We start from the raw sequence: 24,522 nt of genomic DNA, 5'->3' as shown, positions 1-24,522 counted from the left end.
CTCGCGCATCACATTTAATTGCGTTGCCCGGGTGACGGACCGCTGCCTACTGTGGCGGGCATGACATGCATGTTCGCCTGCCCGATGTTCATTCGCATCCGCCGCGGCCGGGCTCTGGCCCGCTAGCGGACGCGATCATCTGAGGCTGAGCGTCCGCACGCGCGCCCAGGGCCCTTCGAGACCCGTTGACTCTCGAGGACCCGAAAGGGCAGTGCTGTGGCGCAGAATTTCGCGCACGGAAACTATTCACACACCCAGAAGAACGCCAGGAACAGCGGTGGCGGCCGCACGCCCAGAGACCGGGCGCGGCGCACGCTCTCGCAGAATTTCCTGGTCGACAGGCATGCCATCGACCTGATGGTGAAGGCCGCCGCACCCGAAGGGCTCGTGCTGGAGCCGGGCACGGGGCCAGGGGCGCTCACCCTGGCGCTGGCCGAGGCGGGCGCCAGGGTCATCGGCTACGAGATCGATCCCCTGCTGGCCGGGAAGCTGGCCGCCCGCACCCGCAGCGATCCCAGGATCGACGTGGTCAGGGGCGACTTCACGGCCTCGCGGGCGCCGCGCGAGCCGTTCGCGGTCGTGGGGAACATCCCGTACTCGGTGACGTCGAAGATCGTGGACTGGTGCCTGCGGGCGCCGGCCATGACCTCGGCGACGTTGCTCACGCAGCGGGAGTACGCCCGCAAACGCACCGGCGACTACGGCCGCTGGAGCTTGGTCACGGTGGAGTCGTGGCCGTGGTTCAGCTGGCGGCTCGGCGACACGATCGGCAGGGAGAGCTTCCGCCCCGTGCCGTCGGTCGACTCGGCGATCCTGCTCGTCCAGCGGCGGCCGGAGCCGCTCGTTGTCCGCGGCCGCCGCTCCTACCAGGAGCTGGTGGAGCTGGGGTTCGGCGGCGTCGGCGGGTCGGTTCGGGCCTCGCTGAAGACCCGCTATCAGGGAGTGGACGCGGCGCTGGCGGCCGCGGGGGTGGCCCGCGACGCCGTCGTGGGCCACGTGCACCCCGATCAGTGGATCACGTTGTGGGAGCGGCTATGCCGCTGAGGTGACCGTGGTCTTCTCCGTGGTCTCCACGGAGGGCGCCAGTCCCGGGGCCGGTGCGACGCGCCGGCCCCAAGGCATGGCCAGCAACAGGATCGGCAGCAGCACGATCGACGCCCGCGACCAGTCCTGGTGCATGTACCACCACGTGGTGACGTCGAACTGGGTCATGTAGAGGTAGCCGTAGCCGGCCCAGAGCGAGACGCCGAGGATGGCCGGCCAGGCGAACCTGGTGGGCCGGGCGATCAGGAACGGCATGAACCACAGCAGGTATTGGGCGCCGAGCCGGGGCGTCACCACCATGAAGATCAGCAGGATGGCCGTGGTCAGGTCGATCGGGTCCGCCCGCCGCCAGACGAGGAGCACCGCGATGACGCACACGTAGATGAGGTTCGTGCCGAAGGAGGCCAGAGCCGGAATCAGCGCCCAGTCGCCGCCGGTGAACCACGGCGTCCAGCCCCATTCGCCGATGATCGGCCGGATGTCCTGGATGGTGTGGATGACCGCCGGGATCTGGTCCAGCGACGTGCCCGCGAAGATCGGCAGCGTGACCAGGAAGAAGATCGGCACCAGCCCGGTCGTGAACAGGGCGGCGACCCGGGAACGCAGGTTGGGCAGGAGCAGCAGCATGCCGGGGATCAACCAGATGGGCCAGCTCTTCGCGCACAGCGCCAGGCCCATGAGCAGCCCGGCCAGCGCGCCGCGCTTGAGGTGGGCCAGGTCGTCGGCGCCGGGCAGGAGGGCGCGGTGCAGCATGCCGCCGCGGCCGATCACGCGCGGAATCGAGGCACGCAGGCCGTACGCCGCCATGCCGCGGCGCAGCTTGGCGACCACGTCCGTGGTCATGCCGGAGCGCTCCGGGTCGCCGGGGCCGCGGGCCACGACGAACGCGGCCACGCCGAACACGAGCGCGACCGGCTCGACCTGGCCATGGACGGAGGCGATGAGCAGGGCGAGCGGGTTGAGCGCGTACTGCAGGGCGCGCAGCGAGGCCCTGGGGCCGCCGGCCAGCTTGGCCACCAGCGGGATGAGCACGATGTCGGCGACCACGGTGACCAGGCGCCCGGCGTACTCCCACGGGATGCCCAGCCACAGCAGGATGCCGTACACGTAGGGGATGGTCGGCAGGAAGTGCCAGCCGCCCTCGCTGGCCAGCACCGGGTCCTGACCTCGCAGCACGGCCTCGCCCGCGGGCTTGAAGCTCTCCATGAAGTCGACCGGCTGCCATGTATCGATCGCCGAGGTGTACATGATGAGCACCCGCACGACCACGCCGACGGCGATGGCGACGATCAGCGGAGGCCGCCAATCGCGCCATTGGGCGATGAGAGCGAGTAGGACACCGGCGACGAGGACTATCCCCGTGAGGACTGCGTAATCCATGGCGAGATCTAGCCTGCCGCATCCATCCGAGTGCCGCTACCTGGGGTTCCGATTCTTATCCCCGACATGCCGACACGTATCGCGATACGGGCTCACGGTCTGTGTTCAACTTTTTGCATGGGAGGATCGCAGGTCAACCAGGCACTGGTCAGGCTCTACTTCGAGGTGAGAGACGGGCTGCGCGACCCGGTCGCGGCCTGGGCGAAACTCACAGGCAATTCTCAGCAATACGTCCGGGCTAGAGGCGAGCGGCGGGTGCCGCTCGACGACGGCACCGCGGCCGAGCTCGCGGCGGCCGCGATCGTGCACACGGGCGCGCGGCACGGCGCGGATCGAGTGGCGGCGCTGGCCACGTCGCCGCTGGCGCGGCTCGTCGGCGGGCTCGGCGGCGCGGTGCTGACCGAGCATCCGTGCGCGCCCGAGCAGGTGCTGGGGCCGCGGTTCGCCGGTCCGCGGGCCGAGGACTGGGCGCGGGCAGCGTACGTGCTGCTCTGGGGCGAGCACAACCGGCTCGTCCGCACGGCGGACACACCTTGGGTGATCGCCGGGCGTTACAAGGGGCAGAAGGTGGTCGCGATCGGCCCGCATCCGACCCGGTTGTCGGACGAGACGCTGGTCGTGCGCCCGGGCACGGACGGGGCGCTGGCCATGGCCATGGGGCACGTGCTGCTCAAGGAGTTCTTCCTGGACCGCACGCCGTTCGCCCGGCATGCCATGGAGCGCACGGACCTGCCGTTCCTGGTGCGGCTGCAGCCCAGGCACGACGCGTACGTGCCCGGCGGGGTGCTCGGGCGGGTCTGCGACCGGCTCAGCGTGTACGGCGGCGAGGCGGTCGCGGTGCTGCTGCCGCGTTTCGACGACGGTCCTGGAGTGCTGCGGCGCGGCGTGCCGGTGTTGCGGGACGGCGACGACCTGGTGACGACCGTGTTCGACCTGCTGCTGGCCGTGTACGGGGTGGCACGGCCCGGCCTGCCCGGCGCGTGGCCGGCCGGGTACGACGACCGCGCCGAGCCGTACACACCGGCTTGGCAGGAGGCCTGCACCGGCGTGCCCGCCTCGCGCACCCTGAAGATCGCGCGAGAGCTGGGCGTCACGGCGGAGAAGACCGGCGGGCGGTGCGTGATCGTGCCGGGCCGGCTGGAGACCGCGCACGCCGACACCGCCTACCGGGCGATGCTGGCGCTGCTGGTGCTCACCGGGTGCGGCAGCGGGTGGGCACAGGTGGGCGCTGCGGGGATCCCGCTGGTGCCCTACCTGTGCCTGCACGCCTGCGGCGAGGACCGCTCGGACGTGGGCGCGCTCAGCTGGGCGCTGGCCGAAGGGCTGTTCGCGCACCGCACGTCGCGATCGGTGCTGCTGGAGGCGGTGCGCGACGGCTGGCCGATGGCGCCGCCGCCGCGCGTGCTCGCCCTGCCGCGGCCGATCTACCCGCTGCCGCCCGACGTGGACCTGCTCATCGGACCCGACGACCACTGCGACCTGTCACCGCCGGACGCCGAACTGGTGGCCGGCGCAGTGGCCAGGCTGGCCGGCCGCCCGGCGGTGGCCGAGCCGGACGGCGACCGGGCGGACGGGCGGATGCGGCTGCTGGTGGACCACGCCTGGATGCACGAGTACGGCGAGGCCCTGCCGACGTACCGCCCGCCGGGCCTCGGTGTCCCCCTCAAGCCGACCCAGCTCGTCATGTGAGGGCGTTGAGATAGGCACGATGGCTCCGGGAGAACTCGGATCCGTTGTGCTTGTCCCAGTTGATCGACCAGGTCATCAGTCCGCGCAGGCCGGGATAGACGCCGCGCGGCCGGTACGTGCCGCAGTTGCTGCCCTTGGCCAGGCAGTCGAACGCCTTCTGCACCTCGGACACGGTCGTGAACCCGTTGCCCGCGTTGACGGAGGCGGGCAGCCCGATGGCCACCTGGTCCTGGCGCAGCGGCGGGAACACGTTGGCCGGGTTGCCCATGATCGGGAAGCCGGCGAGCAGCATGTCGGTCATGGCGACGTGGAAGTCGTGTCCTCCTATGAAGTGATATTGGTTGTCCAGCCCCATGATCGCGCCGGAGTTGTAGTCCTGCACGTGGAGCAGGGTCAGATCGCTCCGCATGGCGTGGATGACCGGCAGGTACGACGCGCTCCTGTTGTCTGCCGTGCCGTTCGGCCCGGGGCCGTAGAACTGGTAGCCGAGCTGGACGAAGAACGTCTCCGGCGCCATGGTGAGCACGAACGTCGACCCGTAGCGGCCCTTCAGGCTCTTCAGCGCCGAGATCAGGTTCACGATGACCGGGGTGGTGGGGCTCGCCAGGTTCGTGTCACCGGGGTTCAGGTAGAGCGAGTGGCCCTCGAAGTCGATGTCGAGACCGTCGAGGCCGTACCTGTCGATGATCGCGGAGACCGACGCGACGAACTTGTCGCGCGCGGCCGTGGTTGTGAGCTGGACCTGGCCGTTCTGTCCGCCGATCGAGATCAGCACCTTCTTGCCCTGCGCCTGCTTGGCTCTGATGGCGGCGATGAAGTCCGCCTCGGGCTCGACGTTCGGGCACTCGGCGGCGGGGCACTGGCGGAAGCGGATGTCGCCGGACGTGACCGACGTCGGCTCGCCGAAGGCGAGGTTGATGACGTCCCACTCGTTGGGCACATCACTCATCCGGATATATCCGGATCCGTTGGCGAATGACGCGTGCAGATACCCCACCAGCACTCGCTTCGGCAGCCCACCGCCGCCCCCGCCGCCGCTGATCGTGGTGCCGCTGACCGAGGCGGAGTAGGCCGAGCAGTTGCCCGCCGCGTCGCATGCCCGCACCCGGAATCCGTAGGTGGTGTTCGCGGCCAGGCCGGTGGCGGTGTAGCTGGTGGAGGTGGTGGTCGTAGGCGTGCCGTTGTCCCTGGAGACCTCGTACCGGGCGACTCCGACGTTGTCCGTCGAGGCCGACCAGCTCACGTTCAGGCTCGACGAGGTGGCGCCGCCGGCCGACAGATTGCCGGGAACGGCCGGGGCCTGGGTGTCCGGCGTGCCGCCAGGGCCGTCGAGAACGACGTCGTCGGCCAGGTAGGCACCCTGGCCATACCAGCCGTTGACGTAGATCGTCACGGACGTCGCGGAGCCGGTGGTGAAGGAGGTCTTCAGCTGGGTCCACGCGGCGCCCGGCGCGCCCCATGTGCTGGCGTCGATGCCCGTGCCCGTGGCGCCGAGGAAGACGTATGTGCCCTGCGCCCAGGCGGAGAGCTGGTAGGTGGTGTTCGGCTGGACGGTGACGTTCTGCTGGCAGCGGGCGTAGTCGCTGCCCTGCGGGGTCGCGCGCAGCGCCTGCGCGCCGCCGTGCACCGGCGACGACACGGCCTGCGCGCCCGAGGACGCCGAGCAGGTCCAGCCGGACAGACCGGACTCGAAACCCGGATTTGTCAGGATATTGGCCGCGTAGGCCGGGGAGGCGTGGAGGGCGGTGAAGATCAAGGCCAGCACGGCCGCTGCTGCTCGGAGTTTCATGGGGGGTGCTCCTCACAAGGGCCCGCCCCCGGAGGCGGCGGGGGCGGGCCGGGTCGTGGCTCAGAAGCCGGCGGTGATCCTCGTGAACTCCCAGTCGGACTGCGCGATCCCGCTGCAGTTCGACACCACGCCGCCGCCCGGGCAGGGGCGGTCGCGGTTGACGGCCCAGTACGCGAGCCTGGTCAGGCTCTTGGACCTGGCCCAGTCACGGATCTGCGTCCACGTGGCCGGGCTGGTGAGCTCCTGCTGGTCGGACAGGCCGTTCATGCCGGAGATGCCCATGTGCGCGTACGCCTGTGCGTCCGTCCAGCCGAACGCGCTCTTCAGCGCGTTCTTCAGGCCCTCGGACGCGTTGACCGTGTCCTGGTAGATGTTGGAGCTGCCGAAGTCGAACGGCATGATCGTGTAGTTGTCGATCGGCACGCCCAGCGCCTTGGACTGGTTGATCAGCCTGATGCCGTGGGCATTCGGGCCGGTCCTGGTGGTGCCGAAGGTGACGACGACCTTGACGTTCGGGTTGTTCTGCTTGACGATCTTCAGGCCGTTCAGGATGCGGTCCTGCACGGTGTAGTTCTCGAACTCGTCGGTGTTCTCGATGTCGAAGTCCACGACGGCGGGGCCGACGGCGTTGATGACCTGCTGTACCGCGCTCGCGAACGCCTGCGGCGTGGAGCAGTTGGGGCCGAGCTTGTTGCCCGACCAGCCGCCGAAGGAGATCTGCACGCTGCCGCCCTTGGACTTGATCGTGTTGATCGCCTGCTGGTCGGCGCCGCCGGTCAGCGGCCGGTTGCCGTCCCAGGCCGGGGTGCAGCCGCCACTGGACAGGATGAAGGCCATCGTGAACGACCTGACGCCGGTCGCGTCCATCACGGTGCCCGGGTTGGGCGGGTTGCCCCAGCCCATGTAGAGGTAGGGGGCGCCGGCCATCTTGGTGGGATTGCTGCACCCGGACGTGGTGGCGGTGGCGTCGCGGCCGGCCGACTCCCCTGCCGAGTTGTACGCCTTCACGGTGTAGGTGTGGGTCGTGCACGCGCCGAGGCCGGAGATCGTCGCGCTGGTGCCGGTGACCTGGGCTCGCTGGGTGGAGCCTTCGTACACGCGGTACCCGGTCACCGTCCCTGAGGCGGCTCCCCAGCTCAGCGAGATGCTGGAGCTGGTCACGGACGTGGTGATCGCGCCCGGCTGGCCGGGTGCGCCGGTGCCGCCCGACGTGGTGGCCGTGACGGAGTTGCTGACGCCGGAGAGGTTCCCGGCCGCGTCCCGGGCCCGGACCGTGTAGGTGTAGCTGGTGTTGGCCGCGCGCCCCGTGTCGGTGTAGGTCGTGCCGGTCACCGTCGTGACCAGGGTGCCGCCGCGGTAGACGTTGTAGCCGGTGACGCCCACATTGTCGGTGGAGGCGTTCCAGGCCAGCGACACGCTGCTGGAGGTGACGCCGGTCGAGCGGAGGCTGCCGGGCACGGACGGCGCGGTGGTGTCGCCGCCACCCCCGGTCGAGGCCTTCCAGAGGGCGGGCACGTTCGGCGGCTCCCAGCCGGGCTGCGAGGTGTGGGCCTGGAGGCAGACGTAGTCGACGCCGTTGTAGGTGACGACCGCGCCCACGGCGTACGAGGTCCACGGGGCCCACGCGGCGGCCATCTGCTGCACCGCGCCGTGGGCCGCGGGCGCGCTGGTGACGAGCCCGGCGCCGGTCAGGGCGAGGGCCGTGCCGGCCAGTAACGCGGTCAGCTTGCTGCGAAATCTCATGGCATCCCCTGGAGGTGCGGCTTGACAGTCTTGGAGAACGACCAGTTGTTGCTGGCGTCCCAGTTGATGGACCAGGTCATCGCGCCCCTGATGTCCGGGTAGGCGCGCGGTGGCACGAAGGTCCCGCAGCTGGTCCGCTTGGCCAGGCAGTCGAGTGCCTGGTTGACGAGGGAGGGCGACACGACGCCGCCGCCCGCGGCGCCCGGACCGGCCGGCAGACCCAGCGCCACCTGGTCGGGGCGCAGGCCGTTCTCGAGCTGGATGCAGGCCAGCGCGGTCATGAAGTTCACGGTCCCCTGCGCGTACGCGAAGGACTGGTCACAGCCGAGCATGGAGCCGGAGTTGTAGAACTGCGTGTGGACGACGGTGAGGATGTCCTTGATCGACAGGGCGAGCTTGAAGTACTCCATCCCGGTCGACTGCATGTCGATGGTCTGCGGGGCCATCGTGATGATCAGGTTCGCGCCGGCCTTGGCGCGCAGTTCCCTGAGCGCCTGGGCCATGTACGTGGCGTTGAGCCCGTTCTCCAGGTCGATGTCCACGCCGTCGAAGCCGTAGCTCTGCATGAGCGCGTACACCGAGTCGGCGAACCTGGTGGCCGCTGCGGCGCTCGCGACCTGCACCCGCCCGGCCTCGCCGCCGACGGACAGGATGACCTTCTTGCCCCGCTGGTGCAGGGTCTGCACGTCGGCCTTGAACTGGGCGTCGGTGTAGCCGCCGACCGCCGTGGCCAGGCCCGGGTCGACCGCGAAGACGACCTCGCCGGCGGTGGCCGTGGCCTCGCCGAACGCGATCGCGACCAGATCGTACTCATTCGGCACGGCCGAGAGCTTGAGCTCGGCCGCGGCGTTGACGAAGTTGTGCCAGTAACCGGTGAGGAAGTGCTTGGGCAGCGTCCCGCCGCCGCCCGTGCACCCGGCGGTGGTGGCGGTGACGGGGTCACCGGCGGCCGACTCGCCCTGGGCGTTGTACGCCTTGACGGTGTAGGTGTGGGTCGTGCACGCGGCGAGGCCGGAGATCGTCGCGCTGGTGCCGGTGACCTGGGCCCGCTGGGTGGAGCCCTCGTAGACGCGGTAGCCGGTCACCGTGCCCGACGACGCTCCCCAGGTGAGCGTGATGGAGCTGCTGGTGCTGGTTGCGGAGGCGGCGCCCGGCTTGCCGGGGACCCCGGGCTGCTGGCCCCCGCCGCCGTCACAGGAGCCCCCGTTCAGCGTGCATCCGGTGACGCCGGGGAAGTTGCCCGGGCTGCCGTTGAAGCCGAAGCTCACGCTGGCGCCGGCGGCCAGCGTCGGCGCCCAGCTCGGGTTGGTGAACGTGTAGTGCTGGCCGTTGCGGGTCATGACCGCGTCCCACGCGGACGGGATCGTGAAACCGGCCGGGACGTCGAACTGCACGTTCCAGCCGTTCATGGCGGTAGTGGTGCCGTTGGTGACGGTGACCTTGCCTTCGAAGCCGGAGCCCCAGTCGGAGACCTTGACGAAGGTCGCTGTGGCCGAGGCCGCCAGGGCGGGCGGGGCGACGAGGCTCAGGGCCAACGTCGCGACCGCCAGGAGGATCGCGCGGTGTTTCACGGGGCTTTCTTCCTTTGGGGGGGTGACGTGCCGCACGGCTCGCGTCGGGGGGTGAGAGCGCGAGCCGTACGGCACGGGCAGAGGCCCAGGGTCAGGGCTTTGCTGAGGTTGTAAGGTTCTGTCCGATTCAAGATTACTTATAGGAAAGTTTCCTAAGAGTTGTCGCGATCGTAGCTTTGACACTCCGTCCTTACAAGACCCAAAAAACACGGCTCCGCCGTACAAGACCGGGGTCTCGTACGGCGGAGCGCGGCGCGGTTTACGGTTGCTGCGTGATCAGGACGTTGTCGACACCGGCCTCGACCAGGGAGGCGCCCGAGGCGTCGGCGGCGTCGATGAGGATGCGGACCGTCTGGCCCGCGAAGGCGTTCAGGCTCGCGGTGGCCGTGGCCCAGGAGCCGTTGCGGTTGGTGGCCGCGCCGGCCTGGTTCAGCACGGTGGTCGTGGTGTTGCCCACGACGCGCACCCTGACGTAGTCGGCGCTGGAGGAGTTGGAGCCGTGTGCCAGATACCACGACAGGGACAGGTTGAGCGCGCCCGTCGAGGGGAGCGTGATCGGCGGTGACTGGATCGAGGTGACCCCGCCGTCGATGTCATACGCGCCGGCCGAGGCGCCGGCCAGCCTGCCGGTCACCAGGTCGTTCGTGCCGCTGACCGTCGTGCCGAGCTGCTTGGCGCCCGAGGACGTGGTGGCCTCGGGGTCGCCGCGCTCCCACTGGCCAAGCGTCGCGGTGTCGGCGCCGTTCGGGTTGGCGGTCCAGCCGGTCGCGGTCTCGAAGGTGTCGGAGTAGACGGTCACCGGCGGGTTGCCGGTGCCGCAGTACTGGGATTCCTTGCCGATGATCCGGTAGACGCAGTCGGAGTATTCGAGGAAGCGCAGCACGGCCTCCCTGTTGCGGGTGGTCTGCGGGACGATCTGCTCGTCAGGTGGATAGAAGCCGGGGCTGGAGCCGGTCGGGTACATCTCGAACGTGAAGCTGAAGATCTTGTAGACGCCCCACATCCAGTCGTCGATGGTGCCGTCGGTGATGTAGAGGTCGCTGGCCTGCTCGGGCGTGTAGCCGTTGGTGGAGGCCATGTTCTGGCCGAGCGTCGCGTGCGCGTCCCGGTCGTCCTGGGTCAGACCGGGCGCGATGTCGTTGAAGGTGTAGCCGTAGGGCCACAGGATCAACTCGCTGTAGGTGTGCCAGTCGATGTGCGCCTTGATCTGCTGGGTGCCGCCGACGACGCGGCTGCGTACCCAGTTGGCCGCCGCCCTGACCTCAGGCGCCGACTCCGCGCTCGCGCCGCGGTAGGTCTCGCTCGACGTCGAGCCGGAGGAGCCGCCGCAGCAGCCCCAGTTGTAGGCCCAGTTGCGGTTCATGTCGGTGCCGACGGCCGACGAGCCGGAATTGGGCTGGCGGTTCTTGCGCCAGGAGCGATAGGTGCCGGTGGCGATGTCGTACTCGCCGCCGTCCGGGTTCATGTCGGGCATGATCCAGATTTCCCTGGAGTTGACCAGGTTCGTGATCCTGGCGTCGCTGCCGTAGTTGTCGGCGAGCAGGTGCATGATGTACAGCGCCATCTCGACCGTCAGGTGCTCGCGGGCGTGCTGGTGCGCGGTGAAGAGCACCTCGGGCTCGGCCTCGTCGGCGCCCACGTTGTCGCTGATCTTGATGAGCCGCAGTGCCCTGCCCTCGTACGACGTGCCGTACGTCGTCTGGCTGACGATGTTCGGGTGGGCCGCGACCAGGGCGTTGATGTTCGCGGTCATTTCCGCGTAGTTGTGGTAGGCGGAGTCCGCCGGCGGGAAGTCAAACGCGTCGGCGGACGGGGGTGTCGGGCGCGGGACCTCCGCAACCCGGTAGCCGAGCCGCTTGATGGCGGCGACCTCGGCTTCCGTGGCCGTGACCAGGACCGAGTCCGCGGTCACCTCCTCGATGGCCGCGCCGGTGGCGGCGACGGCGCTGCGTTGCTGCGCACTGGCCGGGCCCTGCACCCGATACTGCTTGTTCGGTGGCGGCTCGGCGGAGGCGCCCGCTCCTGTCATGCCGGTGAGGATGATCAGGCTGAGGGCTGCCAGCAGGATGACTAATCGGCGTTTCACCACGTCCTCCTCAGACGCTCGGGACTCGGATGTTGACCGGCGCCTGAACTGAGAGTGAAGACGCGAGCAGCCCTCGGAAAGACCCAATTTTCCGGACGTCCGGATCTACGACAGGACGCTGCCGGATGCGGGACCCGGCCCGGAGCGTTCAGCCTTCCGCGCGGCCAGCCGGTGTGGGCGTGCGAAGAGGCGCGGCCGGCCAGGTCGGTGGGGCCCTGGCCGGCCGCGAGGAGGTCAGAAGTCGTCAGCGGTGCGGATGCGGTCGCGGACCCAGACGCCGGCCGGCTTGAGCCGTGAGGTGCCGGCGAAGGGACCGCTCGGGCAGGTGCCCTCGGTGAAGACGGCACCGGAGCGGAAGTCGTCCGAGAAGTTCCAGTTCACCCAGCTGATCTTCTTCTGCGCCATCAGGTCCAGGTACTGCTGCGCCCGGGTGAAGTTGTTCGACCCGTCGCCGGAGGCGGTCTGGGTGCCGAATTCGGTGACGAACATCGGGATCCGGTCGGCCGCCCTGGACAGCGCGTTGAGGTATTCGGTGCCGTGGGAGGCGGCGTAGAAGTGGAAGGTGTACATGATGTTGGTGGCGTTGACCGGGTTGTTGATCACCTCGGTCTCGGTGGCGCCGTCGGAGACGCCCAGGGACGACCAGGCGCGGGTACCGATGAGGATGGGGGTGTCGGCGTCGTACTGCCTGATCACGGGGATGAGCTGGTGGGCGTAGTTCCTGATGGTGGACCAGGAGACGCCGTTGGGCTCGTTGGCGATCTCGTAGAGGAGGTTGTTCTTGCCGTTGTGCCGTTGGGCGATCTCGGTGAAGAACGTCCTGGCTCGCGACAGGTTGTAGTTGGGGTCGCCGGGAGTGAGCATGTGCCAGTCGATGATGGCGTACATGCCGCGGGCGGTGGCCTGCTCGATCAGGTTGTGCACCCGGTCGGTGAACAGGCGGGGGTTGGTCTCGTAGCCGTCTTCCTGGATGTACATGGAGATCCGCAGGACGTCGGCCTTCCAGTCGCCGGCCAGAGCGTCCAGCGAGGCGGTGTTGAGGCACTGGTAGTACCACTGCAGGCCGTGCGAGCTCATGCCGCGGAGCTGGATCTGCTTGCCGTGCTCGTTGCAGAGCTTGACGCCGCACACCCGGAGCTGCCCGTTGGCCTGCACCGGCGTGCCGCCGGTCGACGGCGTGCCGAGCACCAGGCGGTCGAGGTTCGGGCCGCCGTTCGCGGTGGTGGCGGTCGCGCGCACGGTGTTGGCGCCGGCGTTCAGCGTCGTGGTGAGCGACGTCTCCTGCCAGGTTGCCCAGGCGCCGGTGCCGGGGAAGTCGCGGTTGGTCGTGGCGCCGTTCACGGCGATGGCCATCGGGCGGTTCGTCGTGGTGCCGTTGGCGTACCTGAAGGTGAGGGTGGCGGTGCCGGCGGTGGCGGCGTCGACGGTGAATTCGACGTACGAGCCGGTGGCGTTGGCGTAGTTGACGAAGCCGGTGCCGCTGTACCCGGCGTGGTTGGACTCGACCGCGCCCTGGGAGATCGTGGCGTTCTCGGCCTCGTACGTGGTAGCCGCCCGCGCGGGGGCCGCGTGTAAGGAGGCGAAGACGAGCGCGGCCAGCGTGGCGAGCCGCAGGGATCGATGCATGGACGAGCTCTCCCAATTCATTAGGAAACTTTACTAACGATCAAGGGGAGCGTAGATGCATCGCCTGTCAGGCACAAGGCCCAAAAACTGACTCGGCCGGTCAGGCCTGAACGATCGTGAAGACGCCCGCCGCCACCAGGGCCACCGCCCACATGCGGTCCACGTTGAACCAGGCGCGGCGGAGCACGGTCAGCCCGGCGATCTCGTAGACGACCACGGCGACCACTCCGGCCACCAGGAACATGGCCAGCGTGTGCAGGGCCGCAACCCCCAGTCCCCCCGACACGGCGTGGCCCGCGTGGCCCTCGACGTGCAGTCCGGTGAGCACGGGCAGCAACATCAGCCCGGCGCCGTGCGCCGATGACATCAGGAACGACCACCCGGTCAGCTGCCACAACGACAGCCGCATGCCCACCCACCGGAAGTGCCGGGCGGACAACAACCGCCACAGGCCGAAGGCCACCAGCGCCGCTCCGCCGCCGATCGACAGGACGGCGCCGGTGACCAGGGACCCGGTGGCCGCCACCACGAGCGCCACGAGGGCCACCGAGCCCAGATGCCCCAGCGCGATCGCCGGGATCGATTGCAGCAGCCGGTCCCTGCTGCGTTCCTGCAGGCCGCGGGCCACGGCGAAGAGCCAGCCCATGGCCGGGTTCAGGCCGTGGAAGGCCCCGAGCAGCAGCACCGTCGTGACGGTCACGGGTAGCAGTAGGAGTCGGAGGAGGCGTCCCCGCCCTGGAGGCGCACCTGGTGGGGGCGCAGGCCGCGGAAGTCCTCACCGTGCGGGAAGAATCGAGTGTCGAAGGCGAACCCGTCGGTGTCGATCTTGGCCATCCAGGCGCCCACGCCATCCGGGTAGAACTGGTCGTCCCAGGCGCCGTACAGGGAGTTGGTGAGGTAGACGCGGCGGCCGTCGCGGCTGACCTCGACCATCTGCGGGCCGCCGCGCAGCGGGAGCCCCGGTTCGGCCGGGTGCGGGACCTGCCCGACGATGCCGCCGATCCGCAGCGAGCCCAGTTCCACCGGCTGGTACGGGTCCGACACGTCGTACTGCTTGATCTCGCCGATGCCCCAGCACGAGACGTAGAGCCGCTGGTCGTCCACCGACAGCGCGATGTCCGTCACCAGCGGAGGCACCGCGCCGAACGGCTGCAGAAGCGGCGGCAGGTCGGCCGCGTCGGCCGGTTCGGCGGGAATGGAGATCACCTTGCGCACCTGCCAGCGGCCGTCCTCGTGGAACCAGAGCCACACGGAAGCCGACAGGTCCTCGACGCTGACGACCACGCCGACGAAGCCGTACAGGCGGGTCGGGTCGTGGGCGGGGCGCAGCTCCAGCGGCATCTGGTGCTGGTCCCCGAGGTCGACCTCCTGGACGTGGGTACGTTTGCGAAGGTCCCAGAAGTGCAGCTTATGGCCGTATTTCCGGCCGAGCAGCAGCTCCCCGACCAGCCCGTCCTCGATCATGGACGGTGTCCCCCACTCCGAGGACACCAGCACGTCGTGGTTGATGTGCCACCAGAAGTCGTAGGCCAGATACTGCGGCCCCCGCTCCAGCTCCCACTGCCCGGCGACCTCGAACGAGGTGTGGTCGAGCACCGCGATGCCGCCCGGCCCGTCCTGGCCGTCCGCGCCGCCGAGCGCCGACACATACAGGCCTTCGGGGCCGCAGTGCACGGTGTGCGGGCGCGAATAGCCGGCGCGGCGGGCCAGGGTCTCCGGTTCGACGACCTTGACCAGCTCCGGGCTGACCCGGTCCTTGGTGTCGTAGATGTGGATGCGCGAGGACCGCAGACCGGGGACGACGAGGTAGCGGCGTTCGACGTGCGGGTGCGGCGCGTTGGGGCACAGGGCGCTGCTGCACGCGTTCCAGCCGAAGTGGTGCAGCTCGTCGCCGGTGTTCGGCAGATCAGTCCAGCCCGCGACCGTGCCGTAGCCGGACGAGCCTGGATCGGTGTCGATGACGGCCAGCGCGTCCGGGCGTTGGGCGGCACGGTCGAAGGCGGCGACGTACGCCAGCTTCTCGGGCGGGGCATCGGCCGCGTCACGCGGCGATGGGTAGAACGTGGGATCCGGAGTCCAGAGCGTCATCGGACCTTCTCCGTGGATGATCCGGCCTTCAGGCCGGAGAGGAAACGGACTCCCGCGTAGCGGGACAGGGACAGACGATTCACCGCCAGGCCAACCGCCGTCAGGGTGCGCACGGGTATTCTTCCTTCTTGATCATGTAGGCGTAGCCGTCGGCTCGCTGGAGCCGGCGAAGGTGCCGTCCGATGCCAGGACGAACACGCGGGGTGCGGTCTCAGGACCGGCTTCTCCGCTTGCCACCAAGGTCACCTCCCCATCGGTGGTGGCTGAGTCTGGTTACTCCGGCCCCTACCCGTTGTGGCGGGGGCAGGCCCGGCCGTCAGACCGGGGAGGGAGTGACCTCTCCAGATATAGACCGATTCCCGACACGGTCAATAGGTATAGAGCTGCCGGTGGGCATCCCCTCGCCCACCGGACACTCCGTGACCAGCCCGTTGACCTGGGCCACCAGCGGTCCCCGGCCCTTGCCGTACGTCTCGTCGGCCTGCCGGAGCTTGTCCAGGCGGACACCACCATCCCCCTGCCCGCGCCTGGCCGCTTGGCCAGCCAGCACCACTTAACTTTACGCTGAGTGACCTTAAGACTACAGTCTCGATCCTCCCCGCTAGAACGTGTGAGCGATACGCGGACACCAGCCATAAGGATTGTTGAGCCGCCTCATCCGACCCGGTTTACAGGCGTCCCCTTTCGTGATGCATTCGGGCAATGAGCGTGCAAGGCACCTGTGATCCAAGGTTCTCCCAGGTCGCGGAGGAGTTCGAGGCCAACCTCGCCACCCGCGGCGAGGTCGGCGCGTCGGTGTGCGTGATCGTGGGCGGCGAGGTCGTCGTCGACCTGTGGGGCGGCCAGGCGGCGCCCGGCGTCCCCTGGCAGCGCGACACCATCGGGCACGTCTGGTCGTGCACCAAGGGCGCGACCGCCCTGTGCGCCCACATCCTGGCCGGCCGCGGCGAGCTCGACCTGAACGCGCCGGTCGTGCGCTACTGGCCCGAGTACGGCGCCAAGGGCAAGGAATCGACGCTCGTCCGTCACCTGCTCGCCCACCGGGCGGGACTGCCCGCGTTCCGGGAGCCGCTGCCACCGGGCGCGTTCTACGACTGGAAGCTGATGGCCGACCGGCTCGCGGAGGAGGAGCCGTTCTGGGCGCCGGGCACCGCACACGGGTACCAAGCGCTGACGTTCGGCTATCTCGTCGGCGAGGTCGTCCGGCGGGTGAGCGGACGCTCGCTCGGCACGTTCTTCCGCGAGGAAGTGGCCGAGCCGCTCGGGCTGGAGTTCTGGCTCGGGCTGCCCGAGGAGCAGGAAGGCAGGGTCGCGCCGACGATCCCCGCCGACCCTCCGGAGGTGCCGCCCACGTTCTACGTCAGGGCGTTCACCGATCCCACATCGGTGGCGGCGCTGCTGCTGGCCAACGAAGGCGGCTACATGGCGCCCGGGGAGTCGGACAGCCGGGCGGCGCACGCGGGCGAGCAGGGGGCCGTCGGCGGGATCACGAACGCGCGAAACCTGGCGGTCCTGTACCGGCCGCTGTCGCTCGGCGGGGGCGAGCTCGTCAGCCGCGAGCAGGTCCAGATCATGGCACTGACCGAGTCGGCCGGCACGGACGCGGTGCTGGCCGTGCCGACGCGCTTCTCGCTGGGGTTCATGAAGGCCGCGGACAATCGATACCTGCCGGGGTCCGACAGCGAGGGCGCGCTGCTGTCGGCGACCGCGTTCGGGCACGCGGGGATGGGCGGATCCGTCGGGTTCTGCGATCCGCCGGCCCGGCTGGCCTTCGGCTACACCATGAACAAGCAGGGCGCGGGTCTCGGGATCAATCCGCGCGGCCAGGCCATGGTGGACGCGACCTACCGGGCGCTGGGCTACCGGCAAGTCAATGACGGTCTTTGGTACATATAGCTACATGTTCTTCGGCATTACCGACTTCTGGGCCTACGTGATCGGCGCTGTGCTGATCATTCTCCTGCCCGGCCCGAACTCCCTGTACGTCCTCAGCTTCGCCGCCCAGCACGGCGTACGGCAGGGCTACCGGGCCGCGGCAGGCGTCTTCGCCGGTGACACGGTGCTGATGGTCCTGGCCGCCGCCGGCGCCGCGTCCTTGCTGCGCTCGAACCCGGCGCTGTTCACGATCGTCAAGTACGCGGGCGCCGGTTACCTGGCCTGGATCGGCTTCCAGATGATCAGGGGCGCCTGGCGGTCGCGGCGGGCCGTGGCGGCCGAGGAGGCTCCGGCACGGCTGGAGCACCAGCCGCGCCCGTTCCGCAAGGCCCTCGTGATCAGCGTGCTGAACCCGAAGGCGATCCTGTTCTTCGTCTCGTTCTTCGTCCAGTTCGTGGACCCGGCGTACGAAACGCCGGCGCTGTCGTTCCTGATCCTCGGCACGGTGATCCAGTTCTTCAGCTTTCTCTATCTGACGTCCCTGATCTTCGGCGGAACGTTCCTGGCCGGCCAGTTCCGCCGGCGCAGACGGCTCAGCGCCGGTCTGACCTCGTGCGTCGGCGCCGTTTTCGTGGGGTTCGGCGCGAAGTTGGCCACCACTTCACTCGGATGAAAGCGTGGTTCAAGGCCCTGCTGATTTCGTAAGGAACAGATGGAACGTGTACAAAGCGGCGGTCGCACCTTCGCGGCTCGGGTACGGTAGGCCACCGGCGTGCTTCCCGGGGACGCAGGGGTCGCCGCATCAGTTAGTGCGTGCGGTCCATCTGGATAGCCTGGTCCCTCGAAGCCCGGGTAGTCGCTGATCATCGGCCTATCTGCGGAGCAGCCTTGAACCATCCGCCCGTCACCCTCCCTCGCCTCACCGCGCTCGCCCGGCAGGCGGCCCCCAGGCTGCTCGAAGGGGTCGTGGCGCCGCTGGCGGTTTTCTACCTGGCCATGGTCGTCCTCGGATTCAAGTGGGCGCTCGTCGCGACCGTCGCCTGGGTCTACCTAGGTGTGGCGTGGCGGCTGGTCAGACGGGTCAAGGTGCCCGCGACGATGTGGCTGGCGTCGTTCGCGATCACGATCCGGGCTCTCGTGTCGTTCTGGACGGGCACCTGGATGTGGTTCTTCATCCAGCCGGAGATGGGCACGATCTGCATCAGCATGGCCTTCCTCGCCTCGGTGCGGCTGAACAAGCCGCTCGTGCAGAAGCTCACGCTCGACTACATCCACCTGCCGTCGGCGGTGCTCAAGCACGAGCGGATCCGCAGGTTCTTCGCCAGGATCACGCTGTTGTGGGCGTTCGTGCTGCTGATGAACTCGACGTTGAGCATCGCCCTGGCCGTCTACGAGTCGCTGGCCGGGTCGCTGGGCGCGTTCATGATCCTTCGGACCTCAGCGGTGGCCGTGATCAGCGGCTGCGCGATCGCTTTCTCGATCTTCGCCTTCAAGCGGGTGCTGCATCGGCTGCACGTGGCCCACGCCTGACCGCTCGGCCAGCAGGAACGCTCCGCACATTCCCATCACGAGCCCGGTCAGCAGGCCGAACAGCTCGACCAGGTCCGCGGCGCCCCCTGCCGTCCCGCCGCTGAGCGGCCCGCCCACCGATCTGATGATCATGGCGTAGAGCCCCCAGCCGAACAGGGTGCCGGAGCCGAGCCAGGCCACCACGAGCGGGCCGGGTCCGTGCCGCCTCACGAGGAGCAGGAGCGCGGCGGCGCCGGCGATCGCGAGCAGGCCTTTGACTCCGTTCTGAAGGGCCTGCACGGGCTCCGCGCCGAAGGCCCATACCAGCCGGGTCCCGCCGACCACCGTGGCCACCAGCAACGATCCCCAGGCGACGACCTCCTGGAACGGCCTGGTCGGGCCCGCGACGACGTGGCGGGGGGTGAACGCCGCCCGCCAGCGGTCACGCGCGTACAGGGTGAAGGCCGTCATGAGCCCGACCCCCTGGCCGATGAACCCGCCGTAGACCATCAGGTAGACCCACGGCTGGATCGGGCCCCCGCTGAACGCCTCGAGGCCGGCCGCCACCACGACCAGCGGCGCCGTGACGACCACAACCGACAGCAGGCCGGTGCCGACCCACAGCGGCAGCAGCACGAGCCAGGCAGGCAGCCGCAGCCCCCACCGCATGGTGAACGCCAGCGCCAGCACGAGCCCCACGGCGTCCATGCCGAACGTCATCGCGTTGAGCCCGACCATGGCCGGGTCGCTCATCAGCGTCGGGTCGGCGACCCCGACCGAACTACCGGTCAGCCAGAGGACCTTCAACGTCAGATACGGCAGCATGGCGGCGATCGCGATGATCGCGGCAGCGCTGCGCCCTATCCCCGCTCTCCGTTCATTCATGCTCCGAGCTTCGCGGGCCACGCATCCGGTCCCCTCCCGAGCGGCGGGGATCCTCCTCCCCCGTACGGGGGAGCTCGACGGTCAGCTCGAAGCCGCCCGCAGCGGGCCCGGCGGTCAGCGTGCCGCCCACCAGGCGTACGCGTTCGCGCAGCCCCGCCAGCCCCAGGCCACCGGGCCGCGCGCTGGGCCGAGAGCTGGGCGGCCCGTTACGCACGCTCACGCGGTGGGGTGCGACCGTGACCCGCACGACGGCCCCGGGCGCGTGCTTGGCGGCGTTGGTGAGCCCTTCCTGGACCACGGCGCGCGCCAGGCCAGGCACCGGCCCCCGGTCCAGGTCGAGGGTGATCGCCATGCCCGAATCCTTGGCCCGCCGCACCAGCTCGGCCACGTCCTCGTCGACGGGCGACAGCGGCGGCGCGTCGGAGTCCTCGCGCAGCAGCCCGATGATCTGGCGCAGCCGCTCCGTGGCGTCCGCCGCCGCCACCCTCAGCTCCCCGGCCGCCATGGCCTGCGCGGGATCGAGCCCGGGAGCCAGCTCCAGCCCGGCGGCCCGGACCGCGATCAGGGCCAGATCGTGGCCGAGCGAATCGTGCATGTCTCTGGCGATCCTGGCCCGCTCCCGCAGCCGGGCCTGCGCCTCGGCGGACAGCCTGGCCTGCTGCCGCTGCTGCAACAACCGGCGTCGCAGCAGCCCCAGCAGGTACGGCACGAGATAGGTGCCGATCAAGCCGGTGACCATGGACACCCACAGGGCCAGATCGCCGCCCATGGCCAGCACCACGCCCACGCCGACCGCCGTGATCAGGCCGAACGCCGCCAGCGCCGGCCAGGTCCTGATCAGCCGCCGGCCCGTGAGGTAGGCGTACCACACGATGAACGGCGAGGTGGGCAGCAGTGGGAGGATCTTCACCTGGCGCCTGGGTATCAACCAGCTCAGGTCCGCGGTGGCGAACCCCTCGCTGAACCGCCACGGCCCGAGTGGCAGCAGCAGCACCAAAGCGGCCAGCGGCCAGCGCCGCCCGACCAGCACCGCCACCGCGGCAAGCGCGAGCCGGGGCGCGGTCACCGTGCCGAACGCGGCCGGATCCGCGAACGGGTCGGGCCCCATGGCGGCGATGAAGATGCCGAGGACGACCCAGAGCAGCAAATCGTAGACCACCTGGCGGCGGCTCTCCCGCCGCAGCGGGCGCAGACGCTTCACGGCACCGACGCTATCCCCCGCCGCGTGGTGCGGTCCCTCCTCCAAAGGCAGGAGGCCACCCTGACGAAAGTCAGGCGAGGGAGTGCCGTCGCCTGGAGGAGCGGCGGGAGCGAAGCGACCAGAGCGGGGGAAGGCGGCGGCATATGGCGACCGAGCCACCGAACGGAGTGAGGCCATGAACCCGCGAGGGAGTGCCGTCGCCTGGAGGAGCGGCGGCGGCATACGGCGAACGAACGCCGCCTCACGGAGTGAGGCCATGAGCAGGGTGGGGTGGAAGACACCGTCCAGGTATGGCTAGCCCCACCCCGAAAGCGCCTACCTCCACTCCTGCGTCCGGCTGCCCGAACGGGTTGGATCGATGGTGTCACCCGGAGGTCGCGTCCCTGACCCCGACCAAAGTCGGGGGTGGTGCCTGCCGATCGTCCGATGTGCCATGACCTGCGGAGTTTCTACCTTCAAGGGGTAGCGGCCCTGACCCGTATAGGGGAAGGGTCCGCGTTCGACCCGGGGCATCCCCGATGTGCCGGACCGTCGCGCACAGAGACGCTGTGTGAGTGCCCTAAAGATCGGAGTACACGCTCATGTCGCATGCCGTCCTCGACCTGGTCCAGCAGGTCATGTCGTCACCTTGGTTATACCTGGCGCTGTTCGCCCTGGCCCTGCTCGACGGGTTCTTCCCCATCGTGCCGGCCGAGACATCAGTGATCACGGCGGCGGTCTTCGCCGCGTCCGGGGAGACGAACCTGGCCCTGGTGATCGTGGTCGCGGCACTTGGCGCGTTCGCGGGTGACCACATCTCCTATCTGATCGGCAACAAGTCCGGAGGCAGGCTCCGGAACAAGAAGGCGTTCGTCTGGGCCGGGAACGCGCTGGCGGAGCGGGGCGGGCTCGTCCTGGTCGTGGCCAGGTACATCCCCGGCGGGCGGACCGCGACCACGCTGACCATGGGCGCGGTGCGCCACCCGCTGCGCTCGTTCACGTTCTTCGACGCGATCGCGGCGAGCTCGTGGGCCGTGTACTCCGGCCTGATCGGATTCTTTGGCGGGATGGCGTTCGAGAACGACCCGATCAAGGGCCTGCTGCTCGGCCTGGGCATCGCGGTGTCCATCACCGGGGCCGTGGAGCTCGTGAGATGGCTCAAGAAGCGACGCGCCATCCAAGCTTCTCCAGAACGACTTCCAGCAGACACGTCCGTTTGACACAACCTGGCAACCATCCGTCTGAAAGGAGTGCTGATGACTGTGCTGGCCGCGGCGATCGCCTTGGTCGGTTCGCTGTTCTTCGCGCTCGGAGCCGCCCTGCAGCAGTTCGAGGCCGCCGGGTCGGCCACGCCGGGGCTGCTCGCCCTGCTGCGGAAGCCGCGCTGGTTGATCGGCGGCGCGTCCATCCTGGCGGGTGGCGGCCTGCACATCGTCGCGCTCGGACTCGGCCCGCTGACCATCGTCCAGCCAATGGGCGTGGCCAGCCTGCTGTTCGCCCTCCCCATCGCCGCCACCCTGCACGGGCGCAAGCCCTCCCGCCAGGAGCTGGGCGCGGCGGCGGTGGTGGCGGGCGGGCTGATCCTCTTGGTGCTGATGGTCCCCGAGTCGGAGGGGCCCACCCACCTCGACCCGAACGGCGTGCTCACGCTGCTGGGGGTGGCCGGCGTCGCGGCGGTGCTGCTGTGGGCGGGCTCCCAGGCGGTCTCGCCCGCCGGCCGGGCGGCGCTGCTGGCGACCAGCTCAGGCGTGCTGTACGGCGCCACGGCCACGCTCGTGCGGGTACTCGTGGACGGCACGTGGAACTGGTGGTACCTGCTGGCGTTGCCGGTGCCCGCGCTGCTGGCGCTGGTGATGCTGCAGCGGGCCTACGCCGTGGGGCACTTCGGCGTCTCCTTCGCCTCGCTGCAGATCGCCGACCCGCTGACCGCGGTGGCGTTCGGGGCGCTGCTGCTCGGCGAGCCGCTGCCGACCGGGATCGCGCCGATCGCAGCGGCCGCGCTCACCGCCGCGGGCACCGTCGCCCTGGCCCGGACCAGCCCCTTGGAGGCCCGCAACGAGCTCGCCTGATCTCATGCTCGCCCGCTTCGTTTCTTTCGGACCCGTTCGTCTTCCGGCCCTCCCCCAGCCGGGTTCTCGTGTGAATTTGGAGTCACCGTCATGGCCATGCCCCTACACAGCGTTACCGACCGGACCGAGCTCGCCCCCGCGCCCGAACGCCCCCGCCGCGTGCTGATCTCGACCGACACCTATCCGCCCGACGTGAACGGCGCCGCGTACTTCACCCACCGCCTGGCCACGGGCCTGGCGGCGCGCGGCAACGAAGTGCACGTGGTCTGCCAGTCCGAGGTCGGCCCGGCCAGTGCCGACGTGGTGGACGGCGTGGTCGTGCACCGGCTGCGGTCGGCCCCGATCCCGGTACACCCCACCATGCGGTTCACCGTGCCGACCCGGCTCGACCGGCTGATCGCCGACGTCAAGCCCGACGTGCTGCACACCCAGGGTCACTTCGTGGTCGGCCGGGCCGCGATCGCCGCCGCCCGCCGCGCCGGCGTGCCGGTCGTGGCCACCAACCACTTCATGCCCGACAACCTCTTCCAGTTCGTGCACATCCCGGATCGGCTGCGGGTGAAGGCGGGCCGGCTGGCCTGGCGGGACTTCAACCGGATCTTCAACCGGGCCGATCACATCACCACGCCCACCCCGCTGGCCGCCAAGCTCCTGGCCGATCAGGGGTTCGCGCGTGCCGTCGAGCCGGTGTCCTGCGGGATCGACCTGGACAGGTTCCACCCGCACGCCGAGCCCAAGGCTTGGGCGCGCAAGCTGTTCGACCTGCCCGACCGGCACACGATCCTGTTCGCCGGCCGGCTGGACGAGGAGAAGCGCATCGACGAGCTGGTACGCGCGCTGCCCCTCGTGCTCAACGAGACCGACGCCCAGGTGGCGCTCGTCGGCAAGGGCAACCAGCGCGGCGAGCTGGAGAGGCTGGCCAAGCGCATCGGGGTGGCCGAGCGGGTGTTCTTCCTCGGCTTCGTGCCCGACGAGAGCATGCCGCAGGCGTACGCGGCGGCCGATGTGTTCGCCATGCCGGGCATCGCCGAGCTGCAGAGCATCGCCACGCTGGAGGCCATGGCCACGGGCCTGCCCGTGGTGGCCGCGGACGCGATGGCGCTGCCGCACCTGGTGGACGGCAACGGGTACCTGTTCCAGCCGGGCGACGTGATCGGGCTGGCCAAGCACCTGACCGGCATCCTGGCCGACGACGATCTGCGGGCCAGACTCGGCAAGGCCAGCAGGGAGCTGGCGCTCTCCCACGACGACCAGTCGTCGCTGGCCCGGTTCGAGAAGATCTACGACGAGGTGGCGCGATGACCCCACGGCAGAGCGTCTGGGTCACCTTACTCGGCACGGTGGTGTCGGCGTGCGCGTTGGCGTACGCACAGGTCGTCCTGCCTGCTCAGCCGCTGCTCAGCGACTACGCGCTCGTCTCCGGCGGGCTCGTGCCGGTGCTGATCGGGATGCTGGCGCTGGCGGGGGCGTGCCTGTGTCTCGCGTACGGGCTGGCGGCCTCCGACCCGGTGCGAACGGCGGCCACCCGGGTGCTGCTGCTGGCCGGGGCCGCGGGGCTGATGATGAGCGCCATCTTCCCCACGGACCCCGGCACGTCCCAGGTCGGCTCGCTCTCCGGCGAGATCCACCGCTGGTCGGCGGCGGTGGTGTTCACCTCGCTGCCCGTCGCCGGCTGGACCCTGGCGAGGGGCCGGGCGGCGGCGCCCCGCTGGAACGCGGTCCGGGCCATGAGCATGACCTCCGCCCTGACGCTGGCGGCGTATCTGGCGGCGCACCCTGCCACCATCACCTCACCGCTGATCAACGGCGTGGCGTACTACGGGCCGCTCGAACGCGCCGTGGTGCTGGCCGAGATGGTGCTCATCATGGTGATGGCGCTGGCGGCCGCCGCCGAACGGCCGGCGATGACGAACCAGACCGCGCCCGCGAAGCCCGCCTCCGAGACCACCGGGCCGGAGGAGGAGCGTCTCGCCGCCTGACCGCGGGCG

20 protein-coding genes are annotated in these 24,522 nt (G+C 69.8%); 9 read left to right on the top strand and 11 right to left on the bottom strand.

Going from position 1 to position 24,522, the window contains the following annotated elements:
- The first annotated feature begins 216 nt into the window (after positions 1-216).
- Positions 217-1,044: a 23S ribosomal RNA methyltransferase Erm gene (erm, locus tag ACTWPT_RS02295; protein ID WP_443175517.1), complete on the top strand. Its 828-nt coding sequence runs from the start codon at positions 217-219 to the stop codon at positions 1,042-1,044.
- On the opposite strand, the gene ACTWPT_RS02290 is transcribed toward erm, so the two are convergent.
- Positions 1,033-2,424: a hypothetical protein gene (locus tag ACTWPT_RS02290; protein ID WP_443175516.1), complete on the bottom strand. Its 1,392-nt coding sequence runs from the start codon at positions 2,422-2,424 to the stop codon at positions 1,033-1,035. The two genes, erm and ACTWPT_RS02290, sit on opposite strands and share 12 nt — an antisense overlap.
- A 117-nt stretch (positions 2,425-2,541) precedes the next feature.
- Between ACTWPT_RS02290 and ACTWPT_RS02285 the strand changes: the two genes are divergently transcribed.
- Complete coding sequence (locus ACTWPT_RS02285) at positions 2,542-4,113, top strand: molybdopterin-dependent oxidoreductase (protein WP_443175515.1); 1,572 nt, start codon at positions 2,542-2,544, stop codon at positions 4,111-4,113.
- On the opposite strand, the gene ACTWPT_RS02280 is transcribed toward ACTWPT_RS02285, so the two are convergent.
- The 8 genes from ACTWPT_RS02280 to ACTWPT_RS02245 all read right to left on the bottom strand — a co-directional run bounded on the left by ACTWPT_RS02280 (position 4,106) and on the right by ACTWPT_RS02245 (position 15,566).
- The gene (locus ACTWPT_RS02280) at positions 4,106-5,902 is read right to left on the bottom strand and encodes a chitinase (RefSeq protein WP_443175514.1); all 1,797 of its coding nucleotides are present in this window, start codon (positions 5,900-5,902) and stop codon (positions 4,106-4,108) included. The genes ACTWPT_RS02285 and ACTWPT_RS02280 overlap by 8 nt on opposite strands.
- A 60-nt stretch (positions 5,903-5,962) precedes the next feature.
- The gene (locus ACTWPT_RS02275; RefSeq protein WP_443175513.1) at positions 5,963-7,645 is read right to left on the bottom strand and encodes a carbohydrate-binding protein; all 1,683 of its coding nucleotides are present in this window, start codon (positions 7,643-7,645) and stop codon (positions 5,963-5,965) included.
- The gene (locus ACTWPT_RS02270; RefSeq protein ID WP_443175512.1) at positions 7,642-9,216 is read right to left on the bottom strand and encodes a chitinase; all 1,575 of its coding nucleotides are present in this window, start codon (positions 9,214-9,216) and stop codon (positions 7,642-7,644) included. Before ACTWPT_RS02270 ends, ACTWPT_RS02275 begins: the two co-directional genes overlap by 4 nt.
- Before the next feature lie 259 nt (positions 9,217-9,475).
- A complete protein-coding gene (locus ACTWPT_RS02265; protein ID WP_443175511.1) occupies positions 9,476-11,302 on the bottom strand; it encodes a M14 family zinc carboxypeptidase in 1,827 nt (608 codons plus the stop codon).
- Positions 11,303-11,536: 234 nt separating this feature from the next.
- A complete protein-coding gene (locus tag ACTWPT_RS02260; RefSeq protein ID WP_443175510.1) occupies positions 11,537-12,928 on the bottom strand; it encodes a cellulase family glycosylhydrolase in 1,392 nt (463 codons plus the stop codon).
- Positions 12,929-13,028: 100 nt separating this feature from the next.
- Complete coding sequence (locus ACTWPT_RS02255; RefSeq protein ID WP_443175538.1) at positions 13,029-13,574, bottom strand: hypothetical protein; 546 nt, start codon at positions 13,572-13,574, stop codon at positions 13,029-13,031.
- A 50-nt stretch (positions 13,575-13,624) separates the two neighbouring features.
- Complete coding sequence (locus ACTWPT_RS02250) at positions 13,625-15,016, bottom strand: selenium-binding protein SBP56-related protein (protein ID WP_443175509.1); 1,392 nt, start codon at positions 15,014-15,016, stop codon at positions 13,625-13,627.
- A 316-nt stretch (positions 15,017-15,332) separates the two neighbouring features.
- Positions 15,333-15,566 (bottom strand): hypothetical protein, encoded by a 234-nt coding sequence (locus ACTWPT_RS02245; RefSeq protein WP_443175508.1) that lies wholly within the window; start codon positions 15,564-15,566, stop codon positions 15,333-15,335.
- Between the two features lie 152 nt (positions 15,567-15,718).
- Between ACTWPT_RS02245 and ACTWPT_RS02240 the strand changes: the two genes are divergently transcribed.
- The 3 genes from ACTWPT_RS02240 (at position 15,719) to ACTWPT_RS02230 (ending at position 18,421) form a co-directional block, all read left to right on the top strand.
- Positions 15,719-16,912: a serine hydrolase domain-containing protein gene (locus ACTWPT_RS02240; RefSeq protein WP_443175507.1), complete on the top strand. Its 1,194-nt coding sequence runs from the start codon at positions 15,719-15,721 to the stop codon at positions 16,910-16,912.
- Positions 16,913-16,916: 4 nt separating this feature from the next.
- The gene (gene leuE, locus ACTWPT_RS02235) at positions 16,917-17,564 is read left to right on the top strand and encodes a leucine efflux protein LeuE (protein WP_443175506.1); all 648 of its coding nucleotides are present in this window, start codon (positions 16,917-16,919) and stop codon (positions 17,562-17,564) included.
- A 215-nt stretch (positions 17,565-17,779) separates the two neighbouring features.
- A complete protein-coding gene (locus ACTWPT_RS02230; protein WP_443175505.1) occupies positions 17,780-18,421 on the top strand; it encodes a VC0807 family protein in 642 nt (213 codons plus the stop codon).
- On the opposite strand, the gene ACTWPT_RS02225 is transcribed toward ACTWPT_RS02230, so the two are convergent.
- Both ACTWPT_RS02225 and ACTWPT_RS02220 read right to left on the bottom strand, forming a co-directional pair.
- Entirely contained in the window at positions 18,329-19,285 is a 957-nt protein-coding gene (locus ACTWPT_RS02225) for a hypothetical protein (protein WP_443175504.1), read from the bottom strand. The two genes, ACTWPT_RS02230 and ACTWPT_RS02225, sit on opposite strands and share 93 nt — an antisense overlap.
- Positions 19,278-20,486 (bottom strand): sensor histidine kinase, encoded by a 1,209-nt coding sequence (locus tag ACTWPT_RS02220; RefSeq protein WP_443175503.1) that lies wholly within the window; start codon positions 20,484-20,486, stop codon positions 19,278-19,280. The genes ACTWPT_RS02225 and ACTWPT_RS02220 overlap by 8 nt, the downstream gene beginning before the upstream one ends.
- 581 nt (positions 20,487-21,067) lie before the next feature.
- Between ACTWPT_RS02220 and ACTWPT_RS02215 the strand changes: the two genes are divergently transcribed.
- From ACTWPT_RS02215 to ACTWPT_RS02200, 4 genes are all read left to right on the top strand, one after another.
- Positions 21,068-21,685: a DedA family protein gene (locus ACTWPT_RS02215; protein WP_443175502.1), complete on the top strand. Its 618-nt coding sequence runs from the start codon at positions 21,068-21,070 to the stop codon at positions 21,683-21,685.
- A 36-nt stretch (positions 21,686-21,721) separates the two neighbouring features.
- The gene (locus ACTWPT_RS02210) at positions 21,722-22,534 is read left to right on the top strand and encodes a DMT family transporter (protein WP_443175501.1); all 813 of its coding nucleotides are present in this window, start codon (positions 21,722-21,724) and stop codon (positions 22,532-22,534) included.
- Between the two features lie 90 nt (positions 22,535-22,624).
- A complete protein-coding gene (locus ACTWPT_RS02205) occupies positions 22,625-23,836 on the top strand; it encodes a glycosyltransferase (RefSeq protein ID WP_443175500.1) in 1,212 nt (403 codons plus the stop codon).
- Positions 23,833-24,513 (top strand): DUF998 domain-containing protein, encoded by a 681-nt coding sequence (locus tag ACTWPT_RS02200; RefSeq protein WP_443175499.1) that lies wholly within the window; start codon positions 23,833-23,835, stop codon positions 24,511-24,513. Before ACTWPT_RS02205 ends, ACTWPT_RS02200 begins: the two co-directional genes overlap by 4 nt.
- Positions 24,514-24,522 lie beyond the last annotated feature (9 nt).

It is taken from the genome of Nonomuraea sp. 3N208 (assembly GCF_052245935.1).
Classification (GTDB): domain Bacteria; phylum Actinomycetota; class Actinomycetes; order Streptosporangiales; family Streptosporangiaceae; genus Nonomuraea.
This window is presented reverse-complemented; position numbering and strand designations above follow the sequence as displayed.

Bases quoted from the DNA above. Each gene is read 5' to 3' on its own strand.
- ACTWPT_RS02280 (WP_443175514.1), bottom strand. From the start codon at position 5,902: ATGAAACTCCGAGCAGCAGCGGCCGTGCTGGCCTTGATCTTCACCGCC.
- ACTWPT_RS02240 (WP_443175507.1), top strand. From the start codon at position 15,719: ATGAGCGTGCAAGGCACCTGTGATCCAAGGTTCTCCCAGGTCGCGGAG.
- ACTWPT_RS02290 (WP_443175516.1), bottom strand. From the start codon at position 2,424: ATGGATTACGCAGTCCTCACGGGGATAGTCCTCGTCGCCGGTGTCCTA.
- ACTWPT_RS02225 (WP_443175504.1), bottom strand. From the start codon at position 19,285: ATGAATGAACGGAGAGCGGGGATAGGGCGCAGCGCTGCCGCGATCATC.
- ACTWPT_RS02210 (WP_443175501.1), top strand. From the start codon at position 21,722: ATGACTGTGCTGGCCGCGGCGATCGCCTTGGTCGGTTCGCTGTTCTTC.
- ACTWPT_RS02275 (WP_443175513.1), bottom strand. From the start codon at position 7,645: ATGAGATTTCGCAGCAAGCTGACCGCGTTACTGGCCGGCACGGCCCTC.
- ACTWPT_RS02285 (WP_443175515.1), top strand. From the start codon at position 2,542: ATGGGAGGATCGCAGGTCAACCAGGCACTGGTCAGGCTCTACTTCGAG.
- leuE (WP_443175506.1), top strand. From the start codon at position 16,917: ATGTTCTTCGGCATTACCGACTTCTGGGCCTACGTGATCGGCGCTGTG.
- ACTWPT_RS02205 (WP_443175500.1), top strand. From the start codon at position 22,625: ATGGCCATGCCCCTACACAGCGTTACCGACCGGACCGAGCTCGCCCCC.
- ACTWPT_RS02260 (WP_443175510.1), bottom strand. From the start codon at position 12,928: ATGCATCGATCCCTGCGGCTCGCCACGCTGGCCGCGCTCGTCTTCGCC.
- ACTWPT_RS02200 (WP_443175499.1), top strand. From the start codon at position 23,833: ATGACCCCACGGCAGAGCGTCTGGGTCACCTTACTCGGCACGGTGGTG.
- ACTWPT_RS02215 (WP_443175502.1), top strand. From the start codon at position 21,068: ATGTCGCATGCCGTCCTCGACCTGGTCCAGCAGGTCATGTCGTCACCT.
- ACTWPT_RS02250 (WP_443175509.1), bottom strand. From the start codon at position 15,016: ATGACGCTCTGGACTCCGGATCCCACGTTCTACCCATCGCCGCGTGAC.
- ACTWPT_RS02255 (WP_443175538.1), bottom strand. From the start codon at position 13,574: ATGGGCTGGCTCTTCGCCGTGGCCCGCGGCCTGCAGGAACGCAGCAGG.